Origin of the sequence: Streptomyces sp. C1-1 (assembly GCF_050214755.1) — a bacterium.
Classification (GTDB): domain Bacteria; phylum Actinomycetota; class Actinomycetes; order Streptomycetales; family Streptomycetaceae; genus Streptomyces.
In genome coordinates this window covers 2,101,119-2,123,193 of sequence record NZ_CP189826.1, presented here as the reverse complement: position 1 = coordinate 2,123,193, position 22,075 = coordinate 2,101,119, and the positions used below count along the sequence as shown (strand labels likewise).

Annotated in this window: 20 protein-coding genes and 1 riboswitch; of the genes, 18 read left to right on the top strand and 2 right to left on the bottom strand. The window is 70.4% G+C overall.

Going from position 1 to position 22,075, the window contains the following annotated elements; genetic code table 11:
• Positions 1–37: 37 nt before the first annotated feature.
• The 15 genes from ACQF4J_RS09750 to ACQF4J_RS09680 all read left to right on the top strand — a co-directional run bounded on the left by ACQF4J_RS09750 (position 38) and on the right by ACQF4J_RS09680 (position 15,835).
• Complete coding sequence (locus ACQF4J_RS09750) at positions 38–967, top strand: ABC transporter permease (RefSeq protein WP_351573307.1); 930 nt, start codon at positions 38–40, stop codon at positions 965–967.
• A complete protein-coding gene (locus ACQF4J_RS09745; RefSeq protein ID WP_351573310.1) occupies positions 960–1,748 on the top strand; it encodes an ABC transporter ATP-binding protein in 789 nt (262 codons plus the stop codon). Before ACQF4J_RS09750 ends, ACQF4J_RS09745 begins: the two co-directional genes overlap by 8 nt.
• A gap of 386 nt (positions 1,749–2,134) precedes the next feature.
• Positions 2,135–3,037, top strand: a complete 903-nt coding sequence (gene hpnC / locus ACQF4J_RS09740) for a squalene synthase HpnC (protein ID WP_351804503.1) — start codon at positions 2,135–2,137, stop codon at positions 3,035–3,037.
• Complete coding sequence (gene hpnD, locus ACQF4J_RS09735; protein WP_351573316.1) at positions 3,034–3,984, top strand: presqualene diphosphate synthase HpnD; 951 nt, start codon at positions 3,034–3,036, stop codon at positions 3,982–3,984. The genes hpnC and hpnD overlap by 4 nt, the downstream gene beginning before the upstream one ends.
• Positions 3,984–4,121, top strand: coding sequence for a DUF6380 family protein (locus ACQF4J_RS09730; RefSeq protein ID WP_351573319.1), 138 nt, complete (start codon positions 3,984–3,986; stop codon positions 4,119–4,121). The genes hpnD and ACQF4J_RS09730 overlap by 1 nt, the downstream gene beginning before the upstream one ends.
• Positions 4,118–5,545, top strand: a complete 1,428-nt coding sequence (hpnE, locus tag ACQF4J_RS09725; RefSeq protein ID WP_427165473.1) for a hydroxysqualene dehydroxylase HpnE — start codon at positions 4,118–4,120, stop codon at positions 5,543–5,545. The genes ACQF4J_RS09730 and hpnE overlap by 4 nt, the downstream gene beginning before the upstream one ends.
• 68 nt (positions 5,546–5,613) lie before the next feature.
• Positions 5,614–6,678, top strand: coding sequence for a polyprenyl synthetase family protein (locus ACQF4J_RS09720; RefSeq protein ID WP_351573561.1), 1,065 nt, complete (start codon positions 5,614–5,616; stop codon positions 6,676–6,678).
• Between the two features lie 121 nt (positions 6,679–6,799).
• Entirely contained in the window at positions 6,800–8,791 is a 1,992-nt protein-coding gene (gene shc, locus ACQF4J_RS09715; RefSeq protein WP_351573324.1) for a squalene--hopene cyclase, read from the top strand.
• The gene (locus tag ACQF4J_RS09710; protein WP_351573327.1) at positions 8,791–9,480 is read left to right on the top strand and encodes a 1-hydroxy-2-methyl-2-butenyl 4-diphosphate reductase; all 690 of its coding nucleotides are present in this window, start codon (positions 8,791–8,793) and stop codon (positions 9,478–9,480) included. Before shc ends, ACQF4J_RS09710 begins: the two co-directional genes overlap by 1 nt.
• Before the next feature lie 5 nt (positions 9,481–9,485).
• Positions 9,486–10,508: an adenosyl-hopene transferase HpnH gene (hpnH, locus tag ACQF4J_RS09705; protein WP_194081685.1), complete on the top strand. Its 1,023-nt coding sequence runs from the start codon at positions 9,486–9,488 to the stop codon at positions 10,506–10,508.
• A gap of 4 nt (positions 10,509–10,512) precedes the next feature.
• Positions 10,513–11,670, top strand: coding sequence for a flavodoxin-dependent (E)-4-hydroxy-3-methylbut-2-enyl-diphosphate synthase (gene ispG, locus ACQF4J_RS09700; protein ID WP_385238946.1), 1,158 nt, complete (start codon positions 10,513–10,515; stop codon positions 11,668–11,670).
• A 27-nt stretch (positions 11,671–11,697) separates the two neighbouring features.
• A complete protein-coding gene (dxs, locus tag ACQF4J_RS09695) occupies positions 11,698–13,632 on the top strand; it encodes a 1-deoxy-D-xylulose-5-phosphate synthase (RefSeq protein WP_351573333.1) in 1,935 nt (644 codons plus the stop codon).
• Positions 13,629–15,014 carry an aspartate aminotransferase family protein gene (locus ACQF4J_RS09690; RefSeq protein ID WP_427165472.1) on the top strand — a complete coding sequence of 462 codons (1,386 nt, stop codon included), beginning with the start codon at positions 13,629–13,631 and terminating at the stop codon, positions 15,012–15,014. Before dxs ends, ACQF4J_RS09690 begins: the two co-directional genes overlap by 4 nt.
• Before the next feature lie 75 nt (positions 15,015–15,089).
• Positions 15,090–15,713, top strand: a complete 624-nt coding sequence (locus ACQF4J_RS09685; RefSeq protein ID WP_351804499.1) for a helix-turn-helix domain-containing protein — start codon at positions 15,090–15,092, stop codon at positions 15,711–15,713.
• Positions 15,710–15,835 carry a DUF6126 family protein gene (locus ACQF4J_RS09680; RefSeq protein ID WP_142144551.1) on the top strand — a complete coding sequence of 42 codons (126 nt, stop codon included), beginning with the start codon at positions 15,710–15,712 and terminating at the stop codon, positions 15,833–15,835. The genes ACQF4J_RS09685 and ACQF4J_RS09680 overlap by 4 nt, the downstream gene beginning before the upstream one ends.
• Positions 15,836–15,847: 12 nt before the next feature.
• Here ACQF4J_RS09680 and ACQF4J_RS09675 read toward each other — a convergent pair whose 3' ends face one another.
• The gene (locus tag ACQF4J_RS09675) at positions 15,848–16,645 is read right to left on the bottom strand and encodes a tyrosine-protein phosphatase (RefSeq protein ID WP_351804497.1); all 798 of its coding nucleotides are present in this window, start codon (positions 16,643–16,645) and stop codon (positions 15,848–15,850) included.
• Positions 16,646–16,815: 170 nt separating this feature from the next.
• On the opposite strand from ACQF4J_RS09675, the gene ACQF4J_RS09670 reads away from it, so the two are divergent.
• The 3 genes from ACQF4J_RS09670 (at position 16,816) to ACQF4J_RS09660 (ending at position 21,367) form a co-directional block, all read left to right on the top strand.
• The gene (locus ACQF4J_RS09670; RefSeq protein WP_351573345.1) at positions 16,816–18,888 is read left to right on the top strand and encodes an alpha-galactosidase; all 2,073 of its coding nucleotides are present in this window, start codon (positions 16,816–16,818) and stop codon (positions 18,886–18,888) included.
• A 315-nt stretch (positions 18,889–19,203) separates the two neighbouring features.
• A riboswitch (cyclic di-AMP (ydaO/yuaA leader) is annotated at positions 19,204–19,361 on the top strand.
• A gap of 4 nt (positions 19,362–19,365) precedes the next feature.
• Positions 19,366–20,301 (top strand): M23 family metallopeptidase, encoded by a 936-nt coding sequence (locus ACQF4J_RS09665; protein WP_427165471.1) that lies wholly within the window; start codon positions 19,366–19,368, stop codon positions 20,299–20,301.
• Positions 20,302–20,581: 280 nt separating this feature from the next.
• A complete protein-coding gene (locus ACQF4J_RS09660; protein ID WP_351573563.1) occupies positions 20,582–21,367 on the top strand; it encodes an SGNH/GDSL hydrolase family protein in 786 nt (261 codons plus the stop codon).
• An 85-nt stretch (positions 21,368–21,452) separates the two neighbouring features.
• On the opposite strand, the gene ACQF4J_RS09655 is transcribed toward ACQF4J_RS09660, so the two are convergent.
• The gene (locus ACQF4J_RS09655; RefSeq protein ID WP_351573351.1) at positions 21,453–22,073 is read right to left on the bottom strand and encodes a TetR/AcrR family transcriptional regulator; all 621 of its coding nucleotides are present in this window, start codon (positions 22,071–22,073) and stop codon (positions 21,453–21,455) included.
• Positions 22,074–22,075 lie beyond the last annotated feature (2 nt).

The following is a 22,075-nucleotide window of genomic DNA, read 5'->3' as shown; positions in this document are numbered from 1 at the left end:
CACAGGCTGCGCATCACGAAGACGAAGGTTTCCACCAGTGAGTGAGACAACGCACGACGGCACGGTCGCGCTGAGCGCGTTCCCGCCGCCAGACGAGGGCCTTACGGCGGCACAGCTCGCCACCAAGTACGGGCTGACCGTGAGCGGCGCCCGGCCCTCCCTCGTCGAGTACGTCCGCCAGCTCTGGGACCGGCGTCACTTCATCCTCGCCTTCTCGCAGGCGAAGCTGACCGCCCAGTACAGCCAGGCCAAGCTCGGCCAGCTGTGGCAGGTGGCCACACCGCTGCTGAACGCGGCCGTGTACTACTTCATCTTCGGCGTCATCCTGCACGCCAGCCGGGGCCTGCCGCAGGACGTCTACATCCCGTTCCTGGTGACCGGCGTGTTCGTCTTCACGTTCACGCAGAGCTCGATCATGACGGGTGTGCGCGCGATCTCAGGCAACCTCGGCCTGGTGCGCGCCCTGCACTTCCCGCGGGCCTCACTGCCCATCTCCTTCGCGCTGCAGCAGCTCCAGCAGCTGCTGTTCTCGATGATCGTGCTGTTCGTCATCGTGATCGCGTTCGGCAGCTACCCCGGCCTGTCCTGGCTGCTGATCCTGCCGATCCTGGTGCTGCAGTTCCTCTTCAACACCGGGCTCGCGCTGATCGTGGCCCGCATGGGCTCCAAGACGCCCGACCTCGCCCAGCTGATGCCGTTCATCCTGCGCACCTGGATGTACATGTCCGGCGTCATGTTCTCGATCAACCACATGCTGGCAGGCCGCTCCGAGGCCTTCATCCGCGTGATGCAGCTGAACCCGGCGGCCATCTACATGGACCTGATGCGCTTCGCCCTCATCGACGGCTACGGCGCCTCGAACCTGCCCCCGCACGTGTGGGCCGTCGCCCTGTTCTGGTCCTTCGTCGTCTTCGTCGGTGGCTTCGTGTACTTCTGGAAGGCAGAGGAGCGGTACGGCCGTGGCTGAGCAGAACACCGGGGACGCCGTCCCCACCGTCATCGCGGACGAGCTGCACATCGTCTACCGCGTCCACGGGGCGAAGACCGGCAAGGGCAGCGCCACCGCCGCGCTCAGCCGCATCGTCAAGCGGGGCTCCGACGACACGGCGCGCGGGGTGCGCAAGGTGCACGCCGTCAAGGGCGTGTCCTTCGTCTCCTACCGCGGCGAGGCCATCGGTCTGATCGGCTCCAACGGCTCCGGCAAGTCGACCCTGCTGCGCGCCATCGCCGGCCTGCTGCCCGCCGAGAGCGGCAAGGTCTACACCAACGGCCAGCCGTCCCTGCTGGGCGTGAACGCGGCCCTGATGAACGACCTGACGGGCGAGCGCAACGTCATCCTGGGCGGTCTCGCCATGGGGATGTCCCGTGAGGAGATCAAGGAGCGCTACCAGTCGATCGTCGACTTCTCCGGCATCAACGAGAAGGGCGACTTCATCACGCTGCCGATGCGCACCTACTCCTCCGGCATGGCGGCCCGGCTGCGCTTCTCCATCGCCGCCGCCAAGGACCACGACGTCCTCATGATCGACGAGGCGCTGGCCACCGGTGACCGCAAGTTCCAGAAGCGCTCCGAGGAACGCATCCGTGAGCTGCGCAAGGAGGCGGGCACGGTGTTTCTGGTCAGTCACAACAACAAGTCGATCCGCGACACCTGCGACCGCGTGCTGTGGCTGGAGCGCGGCGAGCTGCGCATGGACGGACCGACCGAAGAGGTCCTCAAGGAGTACGAGAAGTTCACGGGCAAGTAGTCCACCCGCGCCTGGACGTAAACGCCAGGACGGATCGCCGGGCCCCGCCGCAACCTCCGCGGCGGGGCCCCGCGTCTGCAAAGGAAACGTCAACTCGGTGATGGCTTAGGAATCTTGACGCCAATCGGTGTGTTGTTGTGATGTGCAGGACACCCCAGGGATCCTCGCTGCGTTGTACAACGTAAGCTGTACCGGTCCCGAAACGCGGCAAGTGGGGCGATAATGCGCGACACCCTCAAGCGGGACAACCGTGCGGACAGCGGGGCGGCGTGTCCGAAATAGTGTGTATTGGGTCTGCGGTGTAGAACGGGAGATGTGACGGCAATGGCTACGGAAACTCCCCAGCTCCACGCAGCGTCTGCCGTCCCCGCGCCGGGCAGCGAGCGGTGACGGCAGGCGACACGCCGCGCCCCGGTGATCCGGTGCGCGGCACGCTCGACAAGGCCGCGGGCGAGAACTTCCCCGTGGCGCCTTTCTTCCTGCCCAGGGCCTGGCGAGACGACCTCATGGCGGTCTACGGCTTCGCCCGCCTCGTCGACGACATCGGTGACGGCGATCTGGCCCCCGGCGGCGCCGACGCCCGCCTGCTCGGCGTGTCGCCCGCGGACGCCGAGGACCGGCTGCTGCTCCTGGACGCCTTCGAGGCCGACCTCGAGCGGGTCTTCTCCGGGGAGCCCCGCCACCCTTTGCTGCGCCGCCTGCGGTCGACGGTCCGCCGCCGCTCGCTCACGCCCGAGCCCTTCCTCGGCCTGATCGCCGCCAACCGCCAGGACCAGCTGGTCAGCCGCTACGAGACCTACGACGACCTGCTCGCGTACTGCGAACTCTCGGCCAACCCCGTCGGCCGGCTGGTGCTGTCCGTCACCGGCACCTCGACCCCCGAGCGCGTCCGTCTCTCCGACGCGGTCTGCACGGCCCTGCAGATCGTCGAACACCTGCAGGACGTCGCCGAGGACCTCGGCCGCGACCGCATCTACCTGCCCGCCGAGGACATGAAACGATTCCATGTTCAGGAGGCGGATCTCGCCACGCCCACCGCGGGCGCATCGGTGCGCGCACTGGTTGCATACGAAGCAGAACGCGCCCGCTCCCTCCTGAATGAAGGCGCCCCCCTGGTGGGTAGCGTCCACGGCAGGTTGAAGCTGCTGCTCGCGGGGTTCGTGGCGGGGGGAAGGGCGGCGGTCCGAGCGATCGCCGCCGCCGAATACGACGTACTTCCCGGCCCGCCCAAGCCCGGCAAGCTCCGGCTGCTGCGCGAGGTGGGCGTGACTCTGCGAGGAGAGGGGTGATCCGGACCGTGGAGTCGGAACAGCACGTGTCCGCACCGGTACTCGCCGCCTACAGCTACTGCGAGGCCGTCACCGGACAGCAGGCCCGTAACTTCGCGTACGGCATCAGGCTGCTGCCGACGCCGAAGCGGCGGGCGATGTCGGCGCTGTACGCGTTCTCACGGCGCGTCGACGACATCGGCGACGGAGCGCTCGCCGGAGACGTCAAGGCCGCGAGACTGGAGGACACCCGGGCACTGCTGACCCGGGTGCGCGCCGGCGAGGTCGCCGAGGACGACATCGACCCCGTCGCGGTCGCGCTCGCCCACGCCGCCGAGGTCTTCCCGATCCCGCTCGGCGGCCTGGACGAGCTGATCGACGGCGTCCTGATGGACGTCCACGGCGAGACCTACGAGACCTGGGACGACCTGAAGGTCTACTGCCGCTGTGTCGCGGGCGCCATCGGGCGGCTCTCGCTCGGCGTCTTCGGCACCGAACCCGGAGCGCGCGGCGCCGAGCGCGCGTCCGAGTACGCGGACACCCTGGGCCTCGCGCTGCAGCTCACCAACATCCTCAGGGACGTCCGCGAGGACGCCGAGGGCGGGCGCACCTACCTGCCCTCCGACGACCTCGCGAAGTTCGGGTGCTCGGCAGGGTTCCACGGCCCGACCCCGCCGGAGGGCTCCGACTTCGTGGGCCTCGTGCACTTCGAGGTGCGACGGGCCCGCGCCCTCTTCGCCGAGGGCTACCGGCTGCTGCCCATGCTCGACCGGCGCAGCGGAGCCTGCGTGGCGGCCATGGCCGGCATCTACCGCCGCCTACTCGACCGCATCGAGCGCGACCCGGAGGCCGTGCTGCGCGGCCGCGTCTCGCTGCCCGGGCGGGAGAAGGCCTACGTCGCCGTCCGCGGGCTGTCCGGCCTGGACACCCGCCATGTGACGCGGAGGACCGTCAGGAGGCGCGCCTGATGGACAAAGCGGTCCAAGGTGATTCCAGCGGTGAAAAGCGGCACGCAACCCTCCGGACGAGGACGGCGTCCCTGACTGCGACGGCCAGCCGTGCACGGTTCAACCACGGCGGTCGCGCAGGGGAGGACGCACGATGAGCGACGGCACGCAGTCGGGGGGACCGGCCGCCGACATCCCGGGACGGTCCGGGCGGGACGCCGTCGTGATCGGCGGCGGGCTCGCGGGCATCACCGCCGCGCTGGCCCTCGCCGACTCGGGCGTCCACGTCACCCTGGTCGAGGGCAGGCCGAGACTGGGGGGCCTGGCCTTCTCCTTCCAGCGCGGCGACCTGACCGTCGACAACGGCCAGCACGTGTACCTGCGCTGCTGCACCGCCTACCGCTGGTTCCTCGACCGTATCGAGGCCGCCGCGCTGGCGCCGCTGCAGGATCGTCTCGACGTGCCCGTCCTCGACGTCGCGAGGCCCGAGGGCCGGCGGCTGGGCAGACTGCGGCGCGACGCCCTGCCGGTACCCCTGCACCTGGGGCGCAGCCTGGCGACGTATCCGCATCTCTCGCTCGCCGAGCGGGCCGGGGTGGGCCGTGCCGCGCTCGCGCTCAAGGGGCTCGACCTCGCCGATCCGGACCTGGACACGCAGGACTTCGGCGGCTGGCTGACCGCGCACGGTCAGTCGGCGCGTGCCGTCGAGGCCCTGTGGGACCTGGTCGGGGTCGCCACCCTCAACGCGGTCGCGGGCGACGCCTCGCTGGGGCTCGCCGCGATGGTGTTCAAGACCGGTCTGCTGTCCGACCCGGGCGCGGCCGACATCGGATGGGCCCGCGTCCCGCTGGGTGAACTGCACGACCGGCTGGCCCGCAAGGCGCTCGACTCCGCGGGCGTCCGTACCGAGGTCCGTACACGCGTCACCTCCATCTCCCATGACGAAAACGGGCGCTGGAACGTTCAGGTTCCCGGCGAGAGGCTCACGGCGGACGCCGTCGTGCTCGCCGTACCCCAGCGCGAGGCCCATGACCTGCTGCCGCAGGGCGCGCTCGACGCTCCGGAGAATCTTCTGAGGATCGGCACCGCGCCGATCCTCAACGTGCATGTCGTCTACGACCGCAAGGTGCTCGACAAGCCGTTCTTCGCGGCCCTCGGCACCCCCGTCCAGTGGGTCTTCGACCGCACCGACGCCTCCGGACTGCGCAAGGGCCAGTACCTCGCGCTCTCCCAGTCGGCGGCGCACGACGAGATCGACGAGCCGGTCGCCGCGCTGCGCGAGCGCTATCTGCCCGAGTTGGAACGGCTCCTTCCCGGTACGCGCGCCGCCGTGGTCGAGGACTTCTTCGTGACCAGGGAGCGCACGGCGACCTTCGCTCCCACCCCCGGCGTCGGACGGCTGCGGCCCGGCGCCCGTACCAAGGCCCCCGGCCTCTACCTGGCCGGAGCGTGGACCGCCACAGGGTGGCCCGCGACCATGGAGAGTGCGGTCCGCAGTGGTGTGAGTGCGGCGGACGCCGCGCTGGGCGCCCTGGGCCGGCCCCGCCCGCGTCGTCTCTTCGAGTTCGAGGAGGCGGCCTGATGCTCGACCAGCATGCGGCAGGTCCCCGCACCCCCGGTACCGCAACAAGAGGAGAGACTGTGCCCACTGTGCCCCCGGCCGAGAAGGCCGATCGAGAGACCGCAGTGGACGTGACCGCGCTCCTCGAGCGCGGCCGGACCCTTGCCACACCGGTACTGCGGGCGGCCGTGGACCGCCTGGCTCCTCCCATGGACACCGTTTCCGCCTACCACTTCGGCTGGATCGACGCCGACGGCAGGCCCGCGGACGGCGACGGAGGCAAGGCCGTACGCCCCGCCCTCGCGGTGCTGTCCGCCGAGGTCACCGGCGCCGCCCCGGAGGTCGGCATCCCCGGAGCCGTCGCCGTCGAACTGGTGCACAACTTCTCCCTCCTGCACGACGACCTGATGGACGGCGACGAACAGCGCCGTCACCGCGACACCGTCTGGAAGGTGCACGGTCCCGCCCAGGCGATCCTCGTCGGCGACGCCCTGTTCGCCCTCGCCAACGAGATCCTCCTCGAACTCGGCTCGGTCGAGGCCGGCCGCGCCACCCGCCGCCTGACCACCGCCACCCGCGCCCTGATCGACGGCCAGGCCCAGGACATCTCCTACGAGCACCGCGACCGCGTCAGCGTCGAGGAGTGCCTGGAGATGGAGGGCAACAAGACCGGCGCCCTGCTCGCCTGCGCCTCCTCCATCGGCGCGGTCCTCGGCGGCGCGGACGAGCGCACCGCCGACACCCTGGAGAAGTACGGCTACCACCTGGGCCTGGCCTTCCAGGCCGTCGACGACCTCCTCGGCATCTGGGGCGACCCGGTCTCCACCGGCAAGCAGACCTGGAGCGACCTGCGCCAGCGCAAGAAGTCCCTGCCGGTCGTGGCCGCGCTCGCCGCGGGCGGTCCCGCCTCGGAGCGGCTCGGCGAGATCCTCGCCGCCGACGCCAAGAGCAGCGACTTCGAGAACTTCTCCGAGGAGGAGTTCGCGGCCCGGGCCGCCCTCATCGAGGAGGCGGGCGGCCGCGAGTGGACGGCGCAGGAGGCCCGCCGCCAGCACGCCATCGCCATCGAGGCCCTCGACGCCATCGACATGCCCGACCGGGTGCGGGATCGGTTCGCGGCGCTCGCCGACTTCGTCGTCGTACGGAAGAGATGATCATTATCGGTCGAATAGCCCTCGCGTAGTCGCCGGCCGGCGCCGCAGCAGAGGTATCAGGCACCGGCCGACGGCGGACCCACAGCAGCACGACTTTGCACGACTGCACGAAGGGGAAGCCATGACAGCGACGACCGACGGAAGCACCGGGGCCCTGCCGCCCCGAGCTGCCTCGGCCAGCGAAACACACAGCACCGACCCCGTGGCGGCCGGGGTGCACGACGTCGCCGTGCGCGCGACCCAACGCGCGACCGACTTCCTGCTGTCCCGGCAGGACGCCCAGGGCTGGTGGAAGGGCGACCTCGAGACCAATGTGACCATGGACGCCGAGGACCTGCTCCTGCGGCAGTTCCTGGGCATCCTCGACGAGGCCACCGCGCACGCCGCCGCCCTGTTCATCCGCGGCCGGCAGCGCGAGGACGGCACCTGGGCCACCTTCTACGGCGGACCCGGCGAACTCTCCACCACGGTCGAGGCCTACGTCGCCCTTCGGCTGGCCGGCGACGAGCCCGACGCCCCGCACATGGCCAGGGCCGCCGCGTGGGTCCGCGAGCAGGGGGGCATCGCCGCCGCCCGGGTGTTCACCCGGATCTGGCTCGCGCTCTTCGGCTGGTGGAAGTGGGAGGACCTGCCCGAACTCCCGCCGGAGCTGATCTACTTCCCGAAGTGGATGCCGCTCAACATCTACGACTTCGGCTGCTGGGCGCGGCAGACCATCGTCCCGCTGACGATCGTCTCCGCGAAGCGGCCGGTGCGGCCGGCGCCCTTCCCGCTGGACGAGCTGCACACCGACCCTTCCGACCCCAACCCGCCCAAGCCCCTCGCTCCGGTGGCCAGTTGGGACGGGGCCTTCCAGCGGCTGGACAAGGCCCTGCACCAACTGCGCAAGGCCGTGCCGCGCAGACTGCGCAAGGCCGCCATGAACAGCGCCGCCCGCTGGATCATCGAACGGCAGGAGAACGACGGCTGCTGGGGCGGCATCCAGCCGCCGGCCGTGTACTCGGTCATCGCGCTCTACCTGCTGGGCTACGACCTCGAACACCCCGTGATGCGCGAGGGGTTGGCCTCGCTGGACCGTTTCGCCGTGTGGCGGGAGGACGGGGCCCGGATGATCGAGGCCTGCCAGTCGCCGGTGTGGGACACGTGCCTCGCGATGATCGCCCTCGCCGACGCGGGTGTGCCGGCCGATCATCCGCAGCTGGTCAAGGCGGCCGACTGGATGCTCGGCGAGCAGATCGTCCGGCCCGGCGACTGGTCCGTCAAGCGGCCCGGACTCCCGCCGGGTGGCTGGGCGTTCGAGTTCCACAACGACAACTACCCCGACATCGACGACACCGCCGAGGTGGTCCTCGCACTGCGCCGGGTCAGGCACCACGACCCCGAACGGGTGGAGAAGGCCATCGGGCGCGGGGTGCGCTGGAACCTCGGGATGCAGTCGAAGAACGGGGCGTGGGGCGCCTTCGACGTCGACAACACCAGCCCGTTCCCCAACCGGCTGCCGTTCTGCGACTTCGGCGAGGTCATCGACCCGCCGTCCGCGGACGTCACCGCCCACGTGGTGGAGATGCTGGCCGTCGAGGGCCTCTCGCACGACCCGCGCACCCGGCGCGGCATCGAGTGGCTGCTGGCCGAACAGGAGCCGGACGGCTCGTGGTTCGGGCGCTGGGGCGTCAACTACGTCTACGGCACCGGGTCGGTCGTACCCGCCCTCGTCGCGGCCGGCTTCCCCGGCTCGCACCCGGCGATCCGCAGGGCGGTGGCCTGGCTGGAGTCGGTGCAGAACGACGACGGTGGCTGGGGCGAGGACCTGCGCTCCTACCGCTACGTCAGGGAGTGGAGCGGCAAGGGTGCCTCCACCGCCTCGCAGACCGCGTGGGCCCTGATGGCGCTGCTGGCGGCGGGGGAGAGGGACTCCGGGGCCGTCGAGCGGGGCGTCGAGTGGCTCGCCGCCACCCAGCGCGAGGACGGCTCCTGGGACGAGCCCTACTTCACCGGCACCGGCTTCCCCTGGGACTTCTCCATCAACTACCACCTCTACCGGCAGGTCTTCCCCCTGACCGCGCTCGGCCGCTACGTGCACGGAGAACCGTTCTCCGCCGGCAAGGGGAGCTGATGAGCACCCAGTCCGCCCCGGCACCGCTGCTGATCGCCTGCGCGCTCGGCATCGAGCACCTCGCCCTGCGCACGGGCGAGCGCGGCGTGAGGCGGACCGGCATTCAGCGCCGCGGAGCCGAACCGAGCCAGTGGGGCGCCGGCGGGCCGGTCACCGTCCTGCGCACCGGCATGGGGCCCGAGGCGGCCGAGCGGTCCGTCACCCGGGCCCTGGCCGATCCGGCCCTCGCCGGGGCCGCCGTGCTGGCCACCGGGTTCTGCGCGGGGCTCGCCCCCGGGATGCACCCCGGCGATCTGATCGTCGCCGAGGAGACCCGGGCCCCGGACGGAACCGTTCCGTGCGCGGGGACCGACCTGCTCGTCAAGGAGCTCGTGCGTGCCGTACCCGGCCGCACCGTCCACACCGGCCCCCTCATCGGCGCGGACCACGTCGTCCGCGGTCATGAACGGTCGGATCTGCACGCGACCGGCGCGATCGCGGTCGACATGGAGTCCGCGGCGACGCTTCTGAGCGCCGTGCGCACCGGCGAGCGCCCTGTTGCGGCCGTACGGGTGGTCGTGGACGCTCCTGAACATGAACTCGTCCGTATCGGCACGGTGCGCGGTGGAATATCGGCTTTCCGCGTTCTTCGTTCGGTACTTCCGGCTTTTTTCGAATGGCACCGTAATTTGCTGCTCCCCAGGAGGTGAGCCAGATGGCCATGCCGCTGCGTCAGTCCATCAAAGTCGCTACATACTTGGCCGAACAGAAGCTCCGCAAGCGGGACAAGTTCCCGCTGATCGTGGAGCTGGAACCTCTCTTCGCATGCAACCTGAAGTGCGAGGGCTGCGGCAAGATCCAGCATCCGGCGGGCGTGCTCAAGCAGCGTATGCCGGTCGCGCAGGCCGTGGGGGCGGTGCTGGAGTCGGGTGCCCCGATGGTGTCGATCGCCGGCGGCGAGCCCCTGATGCACCCTCAGATCGATGAGATCGTGCGGCAGTTGGTGGCGAAGAAGAAGTACGTGTTCCTCTGCACCAACGCCATGCTGCTGCGCAAGAAGATGGACAAGTTCAAGCCCTCTCCCTACTTCGCCTTCGCCGTGCACATCGACGGACTGCGCGAGCGGCACGACGAGTCGGTGGCGAAGGAGGGCGTCTTCGACGAGGCCGTCGAGGCGATCAAGGAGGCCAAGCGGCGCGGCTTCCGGGTCACCACCAACTCCACCTTCTTCAACACCGACACCCCGCAGACCATCATCGAGGTGCTCAACTTCCTCAACGACGACCTCAAGGTCGACGAGATGATGATCTCTCCCGCCTACGCCTACGAGAAGGCGCCCGACCAGGAGCACTTCCTGGGCGTGGAGCAGACCCGCGAGCTGTTCAAGAAGGCCTTCGCGGGCGGCAACCGCCGCAAGTGGCGGCTCAACCACTCGCCGCTGTTCCTCGACTTCCTCGAGGGCAAGGTCGACTTCCCCTGCACCGCCTGGGCGATCCCGAACTACTCGCTCTTCGGCTGGCAGCGCCCCTGCTACCTGATGAGCGACGGGTACGTGCCGACGTACCGCGAACTCATCGAGGAGACGGACTGGGACAAGTACGGCCGCGGCAAGGACCCGCGCTGCGCCAACTGCATGGCGCACTGCGGCTACGAGCCCACCGCCGTCCTCGCCACCATGGGGTCCCTGAAGGAGTCCCTGCGCGCGATGCGCGAGACGGTCTCCGGAAACCGGGAGTGACGTCATGACCGCCGTTTCCCTGGGTGTCCCCGAGGTGCCGGCCCGGCCGATCGCCGAGCGGCGCGTCTCGCGGCAGATCCACGTGGGGCCGGTGGCCGTAGGGGGCGGGGCGCCGGTGTCGGTGCAGTCGATGACGACGACCCGTACGTCCGACATCGGCGCCACCCTGCAGCAGATCGCGGAGCTCACCGCCTCCGGCTGCCAGATCGTCCGCGTCGCCTGCCCCACGCAGGACGACGCGGACGCCCTGGCCACCATCGCGCGCAAGTCGCAGATCCCGGTGATCGCGGACATCCACTTCCAGCCGAAGTACGTGTTCGCGGCCATCGAGGCCGGCTGCGCCGCGGTGCGGGTTAACCCGGGCAACATCAAGAAGTTCGACGATCAGGTGAAGGAGATCGCCAAGGCCGCCAGGGACCACGGCACGCCCATCCGGATCGGGGTCAACGCCGGGTCGCTGGACAGGCGGCTGCTGCAGAAGTACGGCCGGGCGACTCCGGAGGCGCTGGTGGAGTCGGCCCTGTGGGAGGCGTCCCTCTTCGAGGAGCACGACTTCCGGGACATCAAGATCTCGGTCAAGCACAACGACCCCGTGGTCATGGTCAACGCCTACCGGCTGCTGGCCGAGCGGTGCGACTACCCGCTGCACCTAGGGGTGACCGAGGCCGGCCCCGCCTTCCAGGGCACGATCAAGTCGGCGGTCGCCTTCGGGGCGCTGCTCTCGCGGGGCATCGGCGACACGATCAGGGTCTCGCTGAGCGCCCCGCCCGCCGAGGAGGTCAAGGTCGGCATCCAGATCCTGGAGTCGCTCGGGCTCCGCCAGCGGCGCCTGGAGATCGTCTCCTGCCCCTCCTGCGGCCGGGCGCAGGTCGACGTCTACAAGCTCGCCGACGAAGTCACGGCCGGTCTGGAGGGGATGGAGGTCCCGTTGCGGGTAGCCGTGATGGGTTGTGTGGTCAACGGCCCCGGTGAGGCGCGGGAGGCGGACCTGGGGGTCGCCTCCGGCAACGGCAAGGGGCAGATCTTCGTCAAGGGCGAGGTCATCAAGACCGTACCCGAGTCGAAGATCGTGGAGACCCTCATCGAGGAGGCGATGAAGATCGCCGAGCAGATGGAACAGGACGGCGTCGCTTCGGGGGAGCCGGCCGTCACCGTGAGTTGAACAGCACGGACCGAAGGGGGCCCGAGCGTGACCATTCTGGAGAACATCCGGGGACCACGCGACCTTAAGGCGCTGTCCGAGGCGGAACTTCGCGAACTGTCAGAGGAGATCCGGGAGTTCCTGGTGCACGCGGTCGCCAGGACCGGCGGACACCTCGGGCCCAACCTGGGCGTGGTGGAACTGTCCATCGCGCTCCACCGGGTCTTCGAGTCACCGGTGGACCGCATCGTCTGGGACACCGGCCACCAGAGCTACGTCCACAAGATCCTGACGGGCCGCAAGGACTTCTCCAAGCTGCGCGGCAAGGGCGGCCTGTCCGGCTACCCGTCGCGCGAGGAGTCCGAGCACGACATCGTGGAGAACAGCCACGCCTCCACGGCGCTCGGCTGGGCCGACGGCCTCGCCAAGGCCCGCCAGGTGCAGGGCGAGAAGGGGCATGTCGTCGCGGTGATCGGCGACGGCGCGCTGACCGGCGGCATGGCCTGGGAGGCGCTGAACAACATCGCGGCCGCCAAGGACCGGCCGCTGATCATCGTCGTCAACGACAACGAGCGGTCGTACGCGCCGACCATCGGCGGGCTCGCGAACCACCTCGCCACCCTGCGCACCACCGACTCCTACGAGAAGGTGCTCGCCTGGGGCAAGGACGTCCTGCTGCGCACACCCGTCGTCGGCAACACCATCTACGAGTCCCTGCACGGCGCGAAGAAGGGCTTCAAGGACGCCTTCGCCCCGCAGGGCATGTTCGAGGACCTGGGCCTGAAGTACGTCGGCCCGATCGACGGACACGACATCGGGGCCGTCGAGTCGGCGCTGCGGCGCGCGAAACGTTTCCACGGCCCTGTCCTCGTCCACTGCCTCACCGAGAAGGGCCGTGGCTACGAGCCGGCCCTGGCCCACGAGGAAGACCACTTCCACACCGTCGGCGTGATGGACCCGCTCACCTGCGAGCCCCTCGCGCCCTCCAACGGCCCCTCCTGGACGTCGGTGTTCGGCGACGAGATCGTCAGGATCGGCGAGGAGCGGGAGGACGTCGTCGCGATCACGGCGGCGATGCTGCACCCGGTGGGGCTGGGCAAGTTCGCCGCGAAGTTCCCGGACCGGGTGTGGGACGTGGGCATCGCCGAGCAGCACGCCGCGGTGAGCGCGGCGGGGCTCGCGACCGGCGGGCTGCATCCCGTCGTCGCCGTCTACGCCACCTTCCTCAACCGCGCCTTCGACCAGCTCCTGATGGACGTCGCCCTGCACCGCTGCGGAGTCACCTTCGTGCTGGACCGGGCCGGTGTGACGGGCGTCGACGGGCCCTCCCACAACGGCATGTGGGACATGTCGATCCTCCAGGTCGTGCCGGGGCTCAGGATCGCCGCGCCACGCGACGCCGACCAGTTGCGGGCGCAGCTGCGCGAGGCGGTCGCCGTGGACGACGCCCCGACCCTGGTCCGCTTCCCGAAGGAGTCGGTCGGCCCCGAGATCCCGGCGATCGACCGGGTCGGCGGCCTCGACGTCCTGCACCGCGGCCCCGGCACGCCCGAGGTGCTGATGGTCGCCGTCGGCGTGATGGCTCCCGTCTGCCTGCAGGCCGCCGAGCTGCTCCAGGCGCGCGGGATCTCCTGCACCGTGGTCGACCCCCGGTGGGTCAAGCCGGTCGACCCGGCGCTCCCTGGCCTCGCCGCGGAACACCGGCTGGTGGCCGTCGTCGAGGACAACAGCCGGTCGGCCGGTGTGGGCTCGGCCGTGGCGCTGGCCCTCGGCGACGCCGAAGTCGACGTGCCCGTACGGCGGTTCGGCATCCCGGAGCAGTTCCTCGCGCACGCCAAGCGCGGCGAGGTGCTGGCCGACATCGGACTCACGCCGGTCGAGGTGGCCGGGCGGATCAGCGCAAGCCTGGCCGTCAAGGAGGCCGAGGACACCCTGGCCGTCAAGGAACAGGTGAACGGCACCGTCAAGGAGAGGGCTGAATGACCAAGGAGTTCGACCTCGGGGCGCTCTTGGCCGAGCGCGGAGCCGAACGCTACGAGCTGCACGGGAAGTACCTCAACCACCAGCTCCCGCGCATGCTGCACACCATCGGCTTCGACAAGGTCTACGAGCGCGCCGAGGGCGCCCACTTCTGGGACGCGGACGGCAACGACTACCTGGACATGCTCGCCGGGTTCGGGGTGATGGGCCTGGGCCGCCACCACCCGGTCGTCCGCAAGGCGCTGCACGACGTCCTCGACGCCTCGCTCGCCGACCTCACCCGCTTCGACTGCCAGCCGCTGCCCGGGCTGCTGGCCGAGAGGCTGCTGACGTACAGCCCGCACCTGGACCGGGTGTTCTTCGGCAACAGCGGTACGGAAGCGGTGGAGACGGCGCTGAAGTTCGCCCGCTACGCCACCGGCAGACCGCGCGTACTGTACTGCGACCACGCCTTCCACGGCCTGACCACGGGCTCGCTGTCCGTCAACGGTGAGTCCGGCTTCCGGGACGGCTTCGCCCCGCTGCTGCCGGACACCGCCGTCCCGCTCGGCGACCTCGACGCCCTGGCACGGGAGCTGAACAAGGGCGACGTCGCCGCTCTGATCGTGGAGCCGATCCAGGGCAAGGGCGTGCACGAGGCGCCGCCCGGCTATCTGCGCGCCGCCCAGGAACTGCTGCGCAGGCACAAGGCGCTGCTCATCGCCGACGAGGTGCAGACGGGCCTCGGCCGCACCGGCGACTTCTACGCCTACCAGCACGAGGAGGGCGTGGAACCCGACCTGGTGTGCGTGGCCAAGGCGCTGTCGGGCGGCTACGTCCCGGTCGGCGCCACCCTCGGCAAGGACTGGATCTTCAAGAAGGTCTACTCGTCGATGGACCGGGTGCTGGTCCACTCGGCGAGCTTCGGCTCCAACGCCCAGGCCATGGCGGCGGGCCTCGCCGTGCTGTCCGTCATGGAGAACGAGCAGATCGTCGCGAACGCCCGGGCGACGGGGGAGCAGCTGAAGTCCCGGCTCGCGGCGCTCGTCGACAAGTACGAGCTGCTCGCCGACGTCCGCGGCCGCGGCCTGATGGTCGGCATCGAGTTCGGCAGGCCCAGGTCGCTCAGGCTGCGCAGCCGCTGGACGATGCTGCAGGCCGCGCGCAAGGGACTGTTCGCGCAGATGGTCGTCGTACCGCTGCTGCAGCGGCACCGGATCCTCACCCAGGTCTCCGGCGACCACCTCGAGGTGATCAAGCTGATCCCGCCGTTGATCATCGGCGAGCAGGACGTCGACCGGTTCGTGGACGCCTTCACCGCCGTGATGGACGACGCGCACAGTGGCGGCGGACTGATGTGGGACTTCGGCAAGACGCTCGTGAAGCAGGCGGTCGCCAACCGGTGAGCCGCCCGGCCGGGGTTTTTTGCCTCTGAGGCAACGAATTTGCCGCAGGGGCAAAACCGCGGCTCAATGGAGAGCATGAGCTCTCCGGAAGCCGAGTCCGAGCCGCTCCCCGGACCGGACCTGCCCGCCGTCGCGCCCCAGCTGCGCGCCCTGCGCCGTCGCGCCACCCTCACCCTGGAGGCCGCGGCGCGCGCCGCCGGGCTCTCGCCGGCCCATCTGTCCCGGCTGGAGACCGGACAGCGCCAGCCCTCGCTGCCGATGCTGCTCGCCCTCGCCCGTATCTACGGTACGACCGTCTCGGAACTGCTCGGCGAGCGGGTCGCCGACCGGGACGCCGTCGTGCGCGGCGCCGACATGGAACCGACGCCTGCGGGCGGCTGGACCTACTGGCAGGCCGGATCACCCGGCCGTGGCATGCAGGCCCTGCGCGTGCACGTGCCGCACGGCTCGCAGGGCGACATCGTGCGCGTGCACCCCGGCGAGGAATGGCTGTACGTCCTCAGCGGACGGCTGCGGCTGCGCCTCGGTGACACCACGCACCGCCTCGCCCCCGGCGACAGCGCGCACTTCGACTCGCTCACACCGCACCGCATCGCCGCGCAGGACCCCGACGGTGTCGAGCTCCTGTTCGTCCACACCCTGCTGCAGAGCCCGACGGCCACCCTGTGCCTCGGCCCCACCGATGGAGAGATGCCATGAGCAACAGCAACATGGAGGAGAAGTTCCCCCGCGGCCTGTGGGTCCGGCTGATCATCTACATCGCCGTGGGACACCTGTTCGCGGCCTTCATCTACCTGCTGTTCGCGGTGGGCGCGAAGTAGGCCGGGTGCCCGTCAGTCGAGCAGCCGCCCGCGCAGCCGCTCTCGGATCTCCGGTGTGACCCCGAGCCCCTGCTCCAGGTACGCCTCGACCCCGCCCCACGTCTCCTCGATGGTCTCGAAGGCCGCCGCCAGATACTCGGCGCGCGCCTCGAACAGGGGGCTGAGCAGCTCCATGACCTCGGGGGAGTAGCCGGCGGCGGAGCCGCTGCTGCGGTGCACCTTGTAGCGGCGGTGCTTGGCGTTGGACTCCAGGTAGTCCGCGACGATGGCCTCACGCTCCACGCCCAGGGTGAGCAGGGTGATGGCTATGGACAGACCCGCGCGGTCCTTGCCCGCCGCACAGTGCATCAGGGCCGGCACGCTGTCATCGGCGAGCGAGCGCAGCACGCGCGTGTGCTCGGTGGTGCGTTCCCTGATGATCGTGCGGTAGGAAGCGATCATGCGGCCCGCCGCCTTGCCGTCGCCGAGGGCCTCGCGCAGCTGCTCGATCTCGCCGTCCCGCACCATCTTCCAGAAACCGGCGCCGTCCGCCGGGTCGGACAGCGGCAGGTTCACATTGCGCACGCCGGGCAGCTCGACGTCCGGCCCCTCCAGCTTCTGGTCCGCCGCGTTGCGGAAGTCGAAGATCGTGTGCAGCCCCAGCGAGGCGAGGAAGGCGGCGTCCTCCTCGGTCGCGTGCGCCAGATGCCCGCTGCGGAACAGCACCCCGTGCCGCACCCGCCGCCCGTCCACCGTCGGCAGCCCGCCCACGTCGCGGAAGTTGCGGACCCGGGCCAGCTCCGGATCGGTCGACGGGACCTGCTGCGTCACGGGGGCTCCTCCCAGTCGGCCCCGCCGACTCGGCTCGACGGCGGGGACCTTGTCGACGATACGACATGGCTTCCTTGGGCAACGAGTTGTCCACAGGCGTTGCCGTCGACCCCCACCGGAGTTGATGATGTTGCTGCTTGATCGCACCTGTTCGAATCTGTGGGGGCTTGATGCTGGAGATCTCCGACAACCGCCGTACGTGGCTCCTGACCGGGCCGACCAGCGGTTACGCCATCCATCTCACTGAGGACGACGAGCTCCTGCACCTGCACTGGGGCCCCCGGATCGCCCTCGCCGACGCCGAGGCCCTCGCCGTACGCCCGCTGCCCGACTACCGCCCCTTCGAGTCCCCGCTCGACGGCCGTGAGGAGTACCCGGTCGAGGGCGGTCCGCGCTTCGTGCGGCCCGCCCTGTCCGTACGCTCCGACGAGCGGCGCGGCACCGAGTGGCGCTTCGAGGCGTACGAGACGGTGGGCGACCATCTCCGGCTGAGGTTCCGCGACGGCGGTCTCGCGATCACCCTGCACCACCGGATGCGGCACGACGTCGTCGAGCGCTGGGTGACCCTCGACAACGAAGGCCCCGGCCCCCTGGAGCTGCTGCGCGCGGACGCCGCCACCTGGACGCTGCCCGACCGCGACGGCTGGCGGCTGTCCCAGCTGCACGGCCGCTGGGCCGCCGAGTCCCGGCTCACGAGCTCCCCGCTCACCTACGGCGAGAAGATCATCGGCAGCCGCCGCGGGCACACCGGACACCAGCACCTGCCCTGGGTCGCCCTCGACACCGACGCCACCGAGGAGCGCGGCGAGGTCTACGGCTGCGCCCTCGGCTGGTCCGGCTCCTGGCGCATCGCGGTGGCCCAACTCCCGGACGCGCGCGTGCAGATCACCGGAGGCGCCGGATACGACGACTCAGGGCTGCTGAACCTGGCGCCGGGGGAGTCCTATACCACCCCCGTCTTCGCCGGACTGTGGAGCGACGGCGGCTTCGGCGGGGCGAGCCGGGCCTGGCACGCCTACCAGCGCGCGTACGTCGTCCCGGACGCTGACCAGGACCGCCCCGTGCTGTTCAACTCCTGGGAGGCCACGGAGTTCGACATCTCCGAGGAGCAGCAGGGGGCCCTCGCGCGGCGGGCCGCGGCGATCGGCGTGGAACTGTTCGTCGTCGACGACGGCTGGTTCGGCACGCGCACCAGCGACCGGGCCGGACTCGGCGACTGGACACCCAACCCGGACCGCTTCCCCAAGGGCCTGGCGCCGCTCGCCGACTACGTGCACGCACTGGGCATGCAGTTCGGCATCTGGGTCGAACCCGAGATGGTCAACCCGGACAGCGACCTCTACCGCGCCCACCCCGACTGGGTCCAGTTCCAGCCCGGACGCAAGCGGACGGAGCTGCGCAACCAGCTCGTGCTGAACCTGGCCCGCGAGGACGTCCAGGAGTACCTGTGGGAGCGGCTCGACGCACTCCTGACCAGCGCTCCGATCGACTACGTCAAGTGGGACTTCAACCGCTGCTTCACGGACGCCGGGTGGCCGGGTGACGGCTATCCGCAGCGACTCTGGGTCGACCACGTCCGCGCCCTGTACGCACTCCTGGACCGGCTGCGGGCGGCCCACCCCGGTGTCGTCTTCGAGTCCTGCTCGGGCGGCGGCGGACGGATCGACCTCGGCATCATGAGCCGTACGGACCAGGTGTGGACCTCGGACAACACCGATCCGCTCGACCGGCTCGCCATCCAGCACGGCTTCAGCCAGATCCACCCCGCGCGCGTGATGGCCGCCTGGGTCACCGACAGCCCCAACACCCAGCTCAACGGGCGCGTCAGCTCGTTGCGCTTCCGGTTCGTCAGTGCCATGGCCGGAGTGCTCGGGGTGGGTGGGGACCTCACGCAGTGGACCGAGGAGGAGCTGGCCGAGGCCCGCGACTGGGTCGGCCTCTACAAGGAGATCCGGCCGCTCGTCCAGCACGGCGAGCTCCACCGCCTCAGGCCGCCGACGGGCGGGCTGAGCGCGGTGCAGTACGTGCGCGGGGACGAGACCGTCGTCCTCGCCTGGCTGCAGGCGCAGAGCTACGGCGAGCCCGTACCGGCCCTGCGGCTGCGTGCTCTCGACCCGACGGCGTCGTACGAATGCCTCGAAACGGGCGAAGTGCATCGAGGTGGCGTATTGCTGCACCATGGCCTGCGTACCGGACTTCGGGGCGACCTCGATGCGGCAGTTCTCCGCCTGCGCCGCATCTGACTCTTCTGTCCGAATTGCTGCGTTGATTGGGCTTCATTCCAACTCGCGCTGCGACAAGGGAAGCTGGAGCAGTGTCACGTGAGCAGCGTCATATCCGTGACGGTGCGTACCTCGTCATGCTCACGTAATCAATCTGTCTTTCCTGCGGATTGAAGAATGGCCTGAAGCGGAAATTCACGGAGAGTGACCGTGGATTTCCGCGGAGGATCAAGAGAAACGCATTCACGGGGAACCGTCGCTTGTCCCTTCGCGTCTTCGTCGCTTACGTTCCACACCAATCCGGACGGACGCCCAATCCTGCCGCCGCCCGGAGCCCGCACCAACTCACCCGTGTACGGCAGGAGCGGGGGACCCACAGGTACAACGCCTGTTCCGGTCTCCGGAACGGCTAGGGGTACAGCCGCGACCAGCGCGCGGCCGGGCATCTCCAGCCCGCACCCGACAGCTCACCTCGCAGGCGCCGGAGAGGAATTCGCCATGCCCGCGAAGGGTAAGCACCGCCGCCCGAAGCCCCAGCGCTTCACCCGCTCCATCGCCGTCGCCGGAACCGGCGGCGCCGCGCTCGCCCTCCCGCTGATGGGTGCCACCGGCGCCCACGCGGCCACCGCCCAGTCCGCTTCCCAGTCGGTTTCGGAAAAGGCCGTGCAGTCTCTTCCGAATACCGTCAAGAAGGCGACCGAAAAGAAGAACACCGCCTCCGAAAAGGCGGTGCACGTCTATTCGGTGCGGTCCGGCGACTACCTCTCGAAGATCGCCGAGGAGCAGCACGTCAGCGGTGGCTGGCACAAGCTCTACGCCGACAACCGCGCCGCCGTCGGCGACGACCCGTCGCTCATCCACCCCGGTCTGAAGCTCTCGATCGGCAAGAAGGCCGCGACGGGCACCACCAAGTCCTCCACGGCCAAGTCCTCGTCCTCGCAGGGCTCGACCACGCCGAAGGAGCGCTCGTCCTCCTCCGGTGAGGGCACCACCCGCAGCGCCGCCGCGACCACCACCGCCGCCACCGGCTTCCAGCTCCCCGTCTCCGGCGCCACCGTCGGCACCGGCTACCACGTGGCCGGCAGCATGTGGTCCAGCGGCTACCACACCGGCGTCGACTTCGTCGTCCCCACCGGCACCTCCGTCAAGGCCGTCGGCGCGGGCACGGTCGTCTCCGCCGGCTGGGGCGGCGCATACGGCAACCAGGTCGTCATCAGGCTCGCCGACGGCTACTACGCCCAGTACGGGCACCTCTCGCAGCTGTCCGTCTCGGCCGGCCAGAGCGTCAGCGCGGGCCAGCAACTCGGCCTGTCCGGCGCGACGGGCAACGTCACCGGGCCGCACCTGCACTTCGAGATCCGGACCACGCCGAACTACGGCTCCGACGTGGACCCGGTCGCCTACCTCCGCTCCAAGGGCGTCGCCGTCGGCTGACCCCCCGCCGCCACGCCGCCCGACACGCCGCCGAAGGCCGGACCCCGATCCCCGGGTCCGGCCTTCGGTGTGTCCGCGGGGTCGACGACGGGGCGGGCGCACGGCCGTGTGGCGGTTGACCCGTCAACAGCCCTGAACAGAGCGTTATTCCGACCTTGGCCAACACTTTGGGAGTGGCTTATGTCACCGCCCGTCAACCCCGGCCTACGGTCGCGTAGGTCACATTCGAAGGTGAATAGTGACGGCTGTGGCAGACGATTCGAAGAATGACAGCAGATCAGTGATCGGGTCGTACGTTGCGGTGGGGGACAGCTTCACCGAGGGCGTCGGCGACCCCGGCCCCGACGGGGCCTTCGTCGGCTGGGCGGACCGCTTCGCGGTGCTCCTCGCGGACCGGCGTCCGGAGGGCGACTTCAGCTACACGAACCTCGCCGTGCGCGGCAAACTGCTCGACCAAATCGTGGCGGACCAGCTCCCGCAGGCCGTCGAGCTCGCCCCCGACCTGGTCTCCTTCTGCGCGGGCGGCAACGACATCATCCGGCCGGGCACCGACCCCGACGAGGTGGCCGAGCGTTTCGAGCGGGCGATCGCCCGCCTCACGGCGGTCGCCGGCACCGTCATGGTGACGACCGGGTTCGACACCCGTGGCGTGCCCGTGCTGAAGCACCTGCGCGGCAAGATCGCCACCTACAACGGGCATGTACGGGCCATCGCCGACCGGTACGGCTGCCCCGTGCTCGACCTGTGGTCGCTGAAGTCGGTGCAGGACCGCAGGGCCTGGGACGGCGACCGGCTCCACCTCTCGCCCGAGGGTCACACGCGCGTGGCGCTGCGCGCCGGGCAGGTCCTCGGCCTGGAGATCCCGGCCGACCCCGACCAGCCCTGGCCGCCGCTGCCGCCGCGGGGCACGCTGGAGGTGCGGCGGGACGACGTGCAGTGGGCGCGCGAGTACCTGGTGCCGTGGATCGGGCGTCGGCTGCGCGGCGAGTCGTCCGGCGACCACGTCACGGCGAAGGGCGCGCTGTCACCCGAGGACATCAGGACACGGATCGCCTCCGTCGCCTGAGGGCGGTGGGGTCTCCCGGTCACTCGGTCTCGAGGTCTCCCGGTCCCCCGGTGAGAGTCGGGGGACCCCTGGAGCGGGCGCGCCCTCACGCCTGCGAAGTGGTCAACGCCGCTCGTTCCAGGCCCAGTTCGCGGGCCAGGGCCTCGTCCACCCACTCCTGTGCCCGGGTCCGGGGGACGGCGCCGGCGTACGAGGTCAGCTGTACCGCCAGGCCGTCCAGCAGGGCCGTCAGACGCAGGGCCGTGCCGAAGGGGTCGGGGCAGTGGAACTCGCCCGCGGCCACGCCCTCCGCGATGACCTCGGCGAGCGCCGCCTTCCACCGCTTGTCGAGGTCCCGCGCCACCTCCCGCAGCGCGGGTTCGCGCAGCGCCGCCGCCCAGCCCTCGATCCACAGCCGCCAGCCCTTGGCCTGGCCGGTCGGCGCGTACCAGCGCACGGCGGCACGCAGTCGCCGTAGCGCCGTGGTGCGACGGCCGAGCAGCTTGCGCAGATGGGCGAGGTCGTCCTCGGCGGCGTAGGTGAAAGCGGCGGCGACCAGCTTCTCCTTCGTCGAGAAGTGGTACAGCACCAGGGCGTTGCTGACACCGAGGGCCGACGCCACGTCGGCGATCCGGACCGCCGCCACGCCCCGCGCCTCGATCTGCCCGATGGCCGCCCGCAGCAGTTCCTCACGCCGCTCGGCCACGCTCAACCGCACTCTCGCCACGC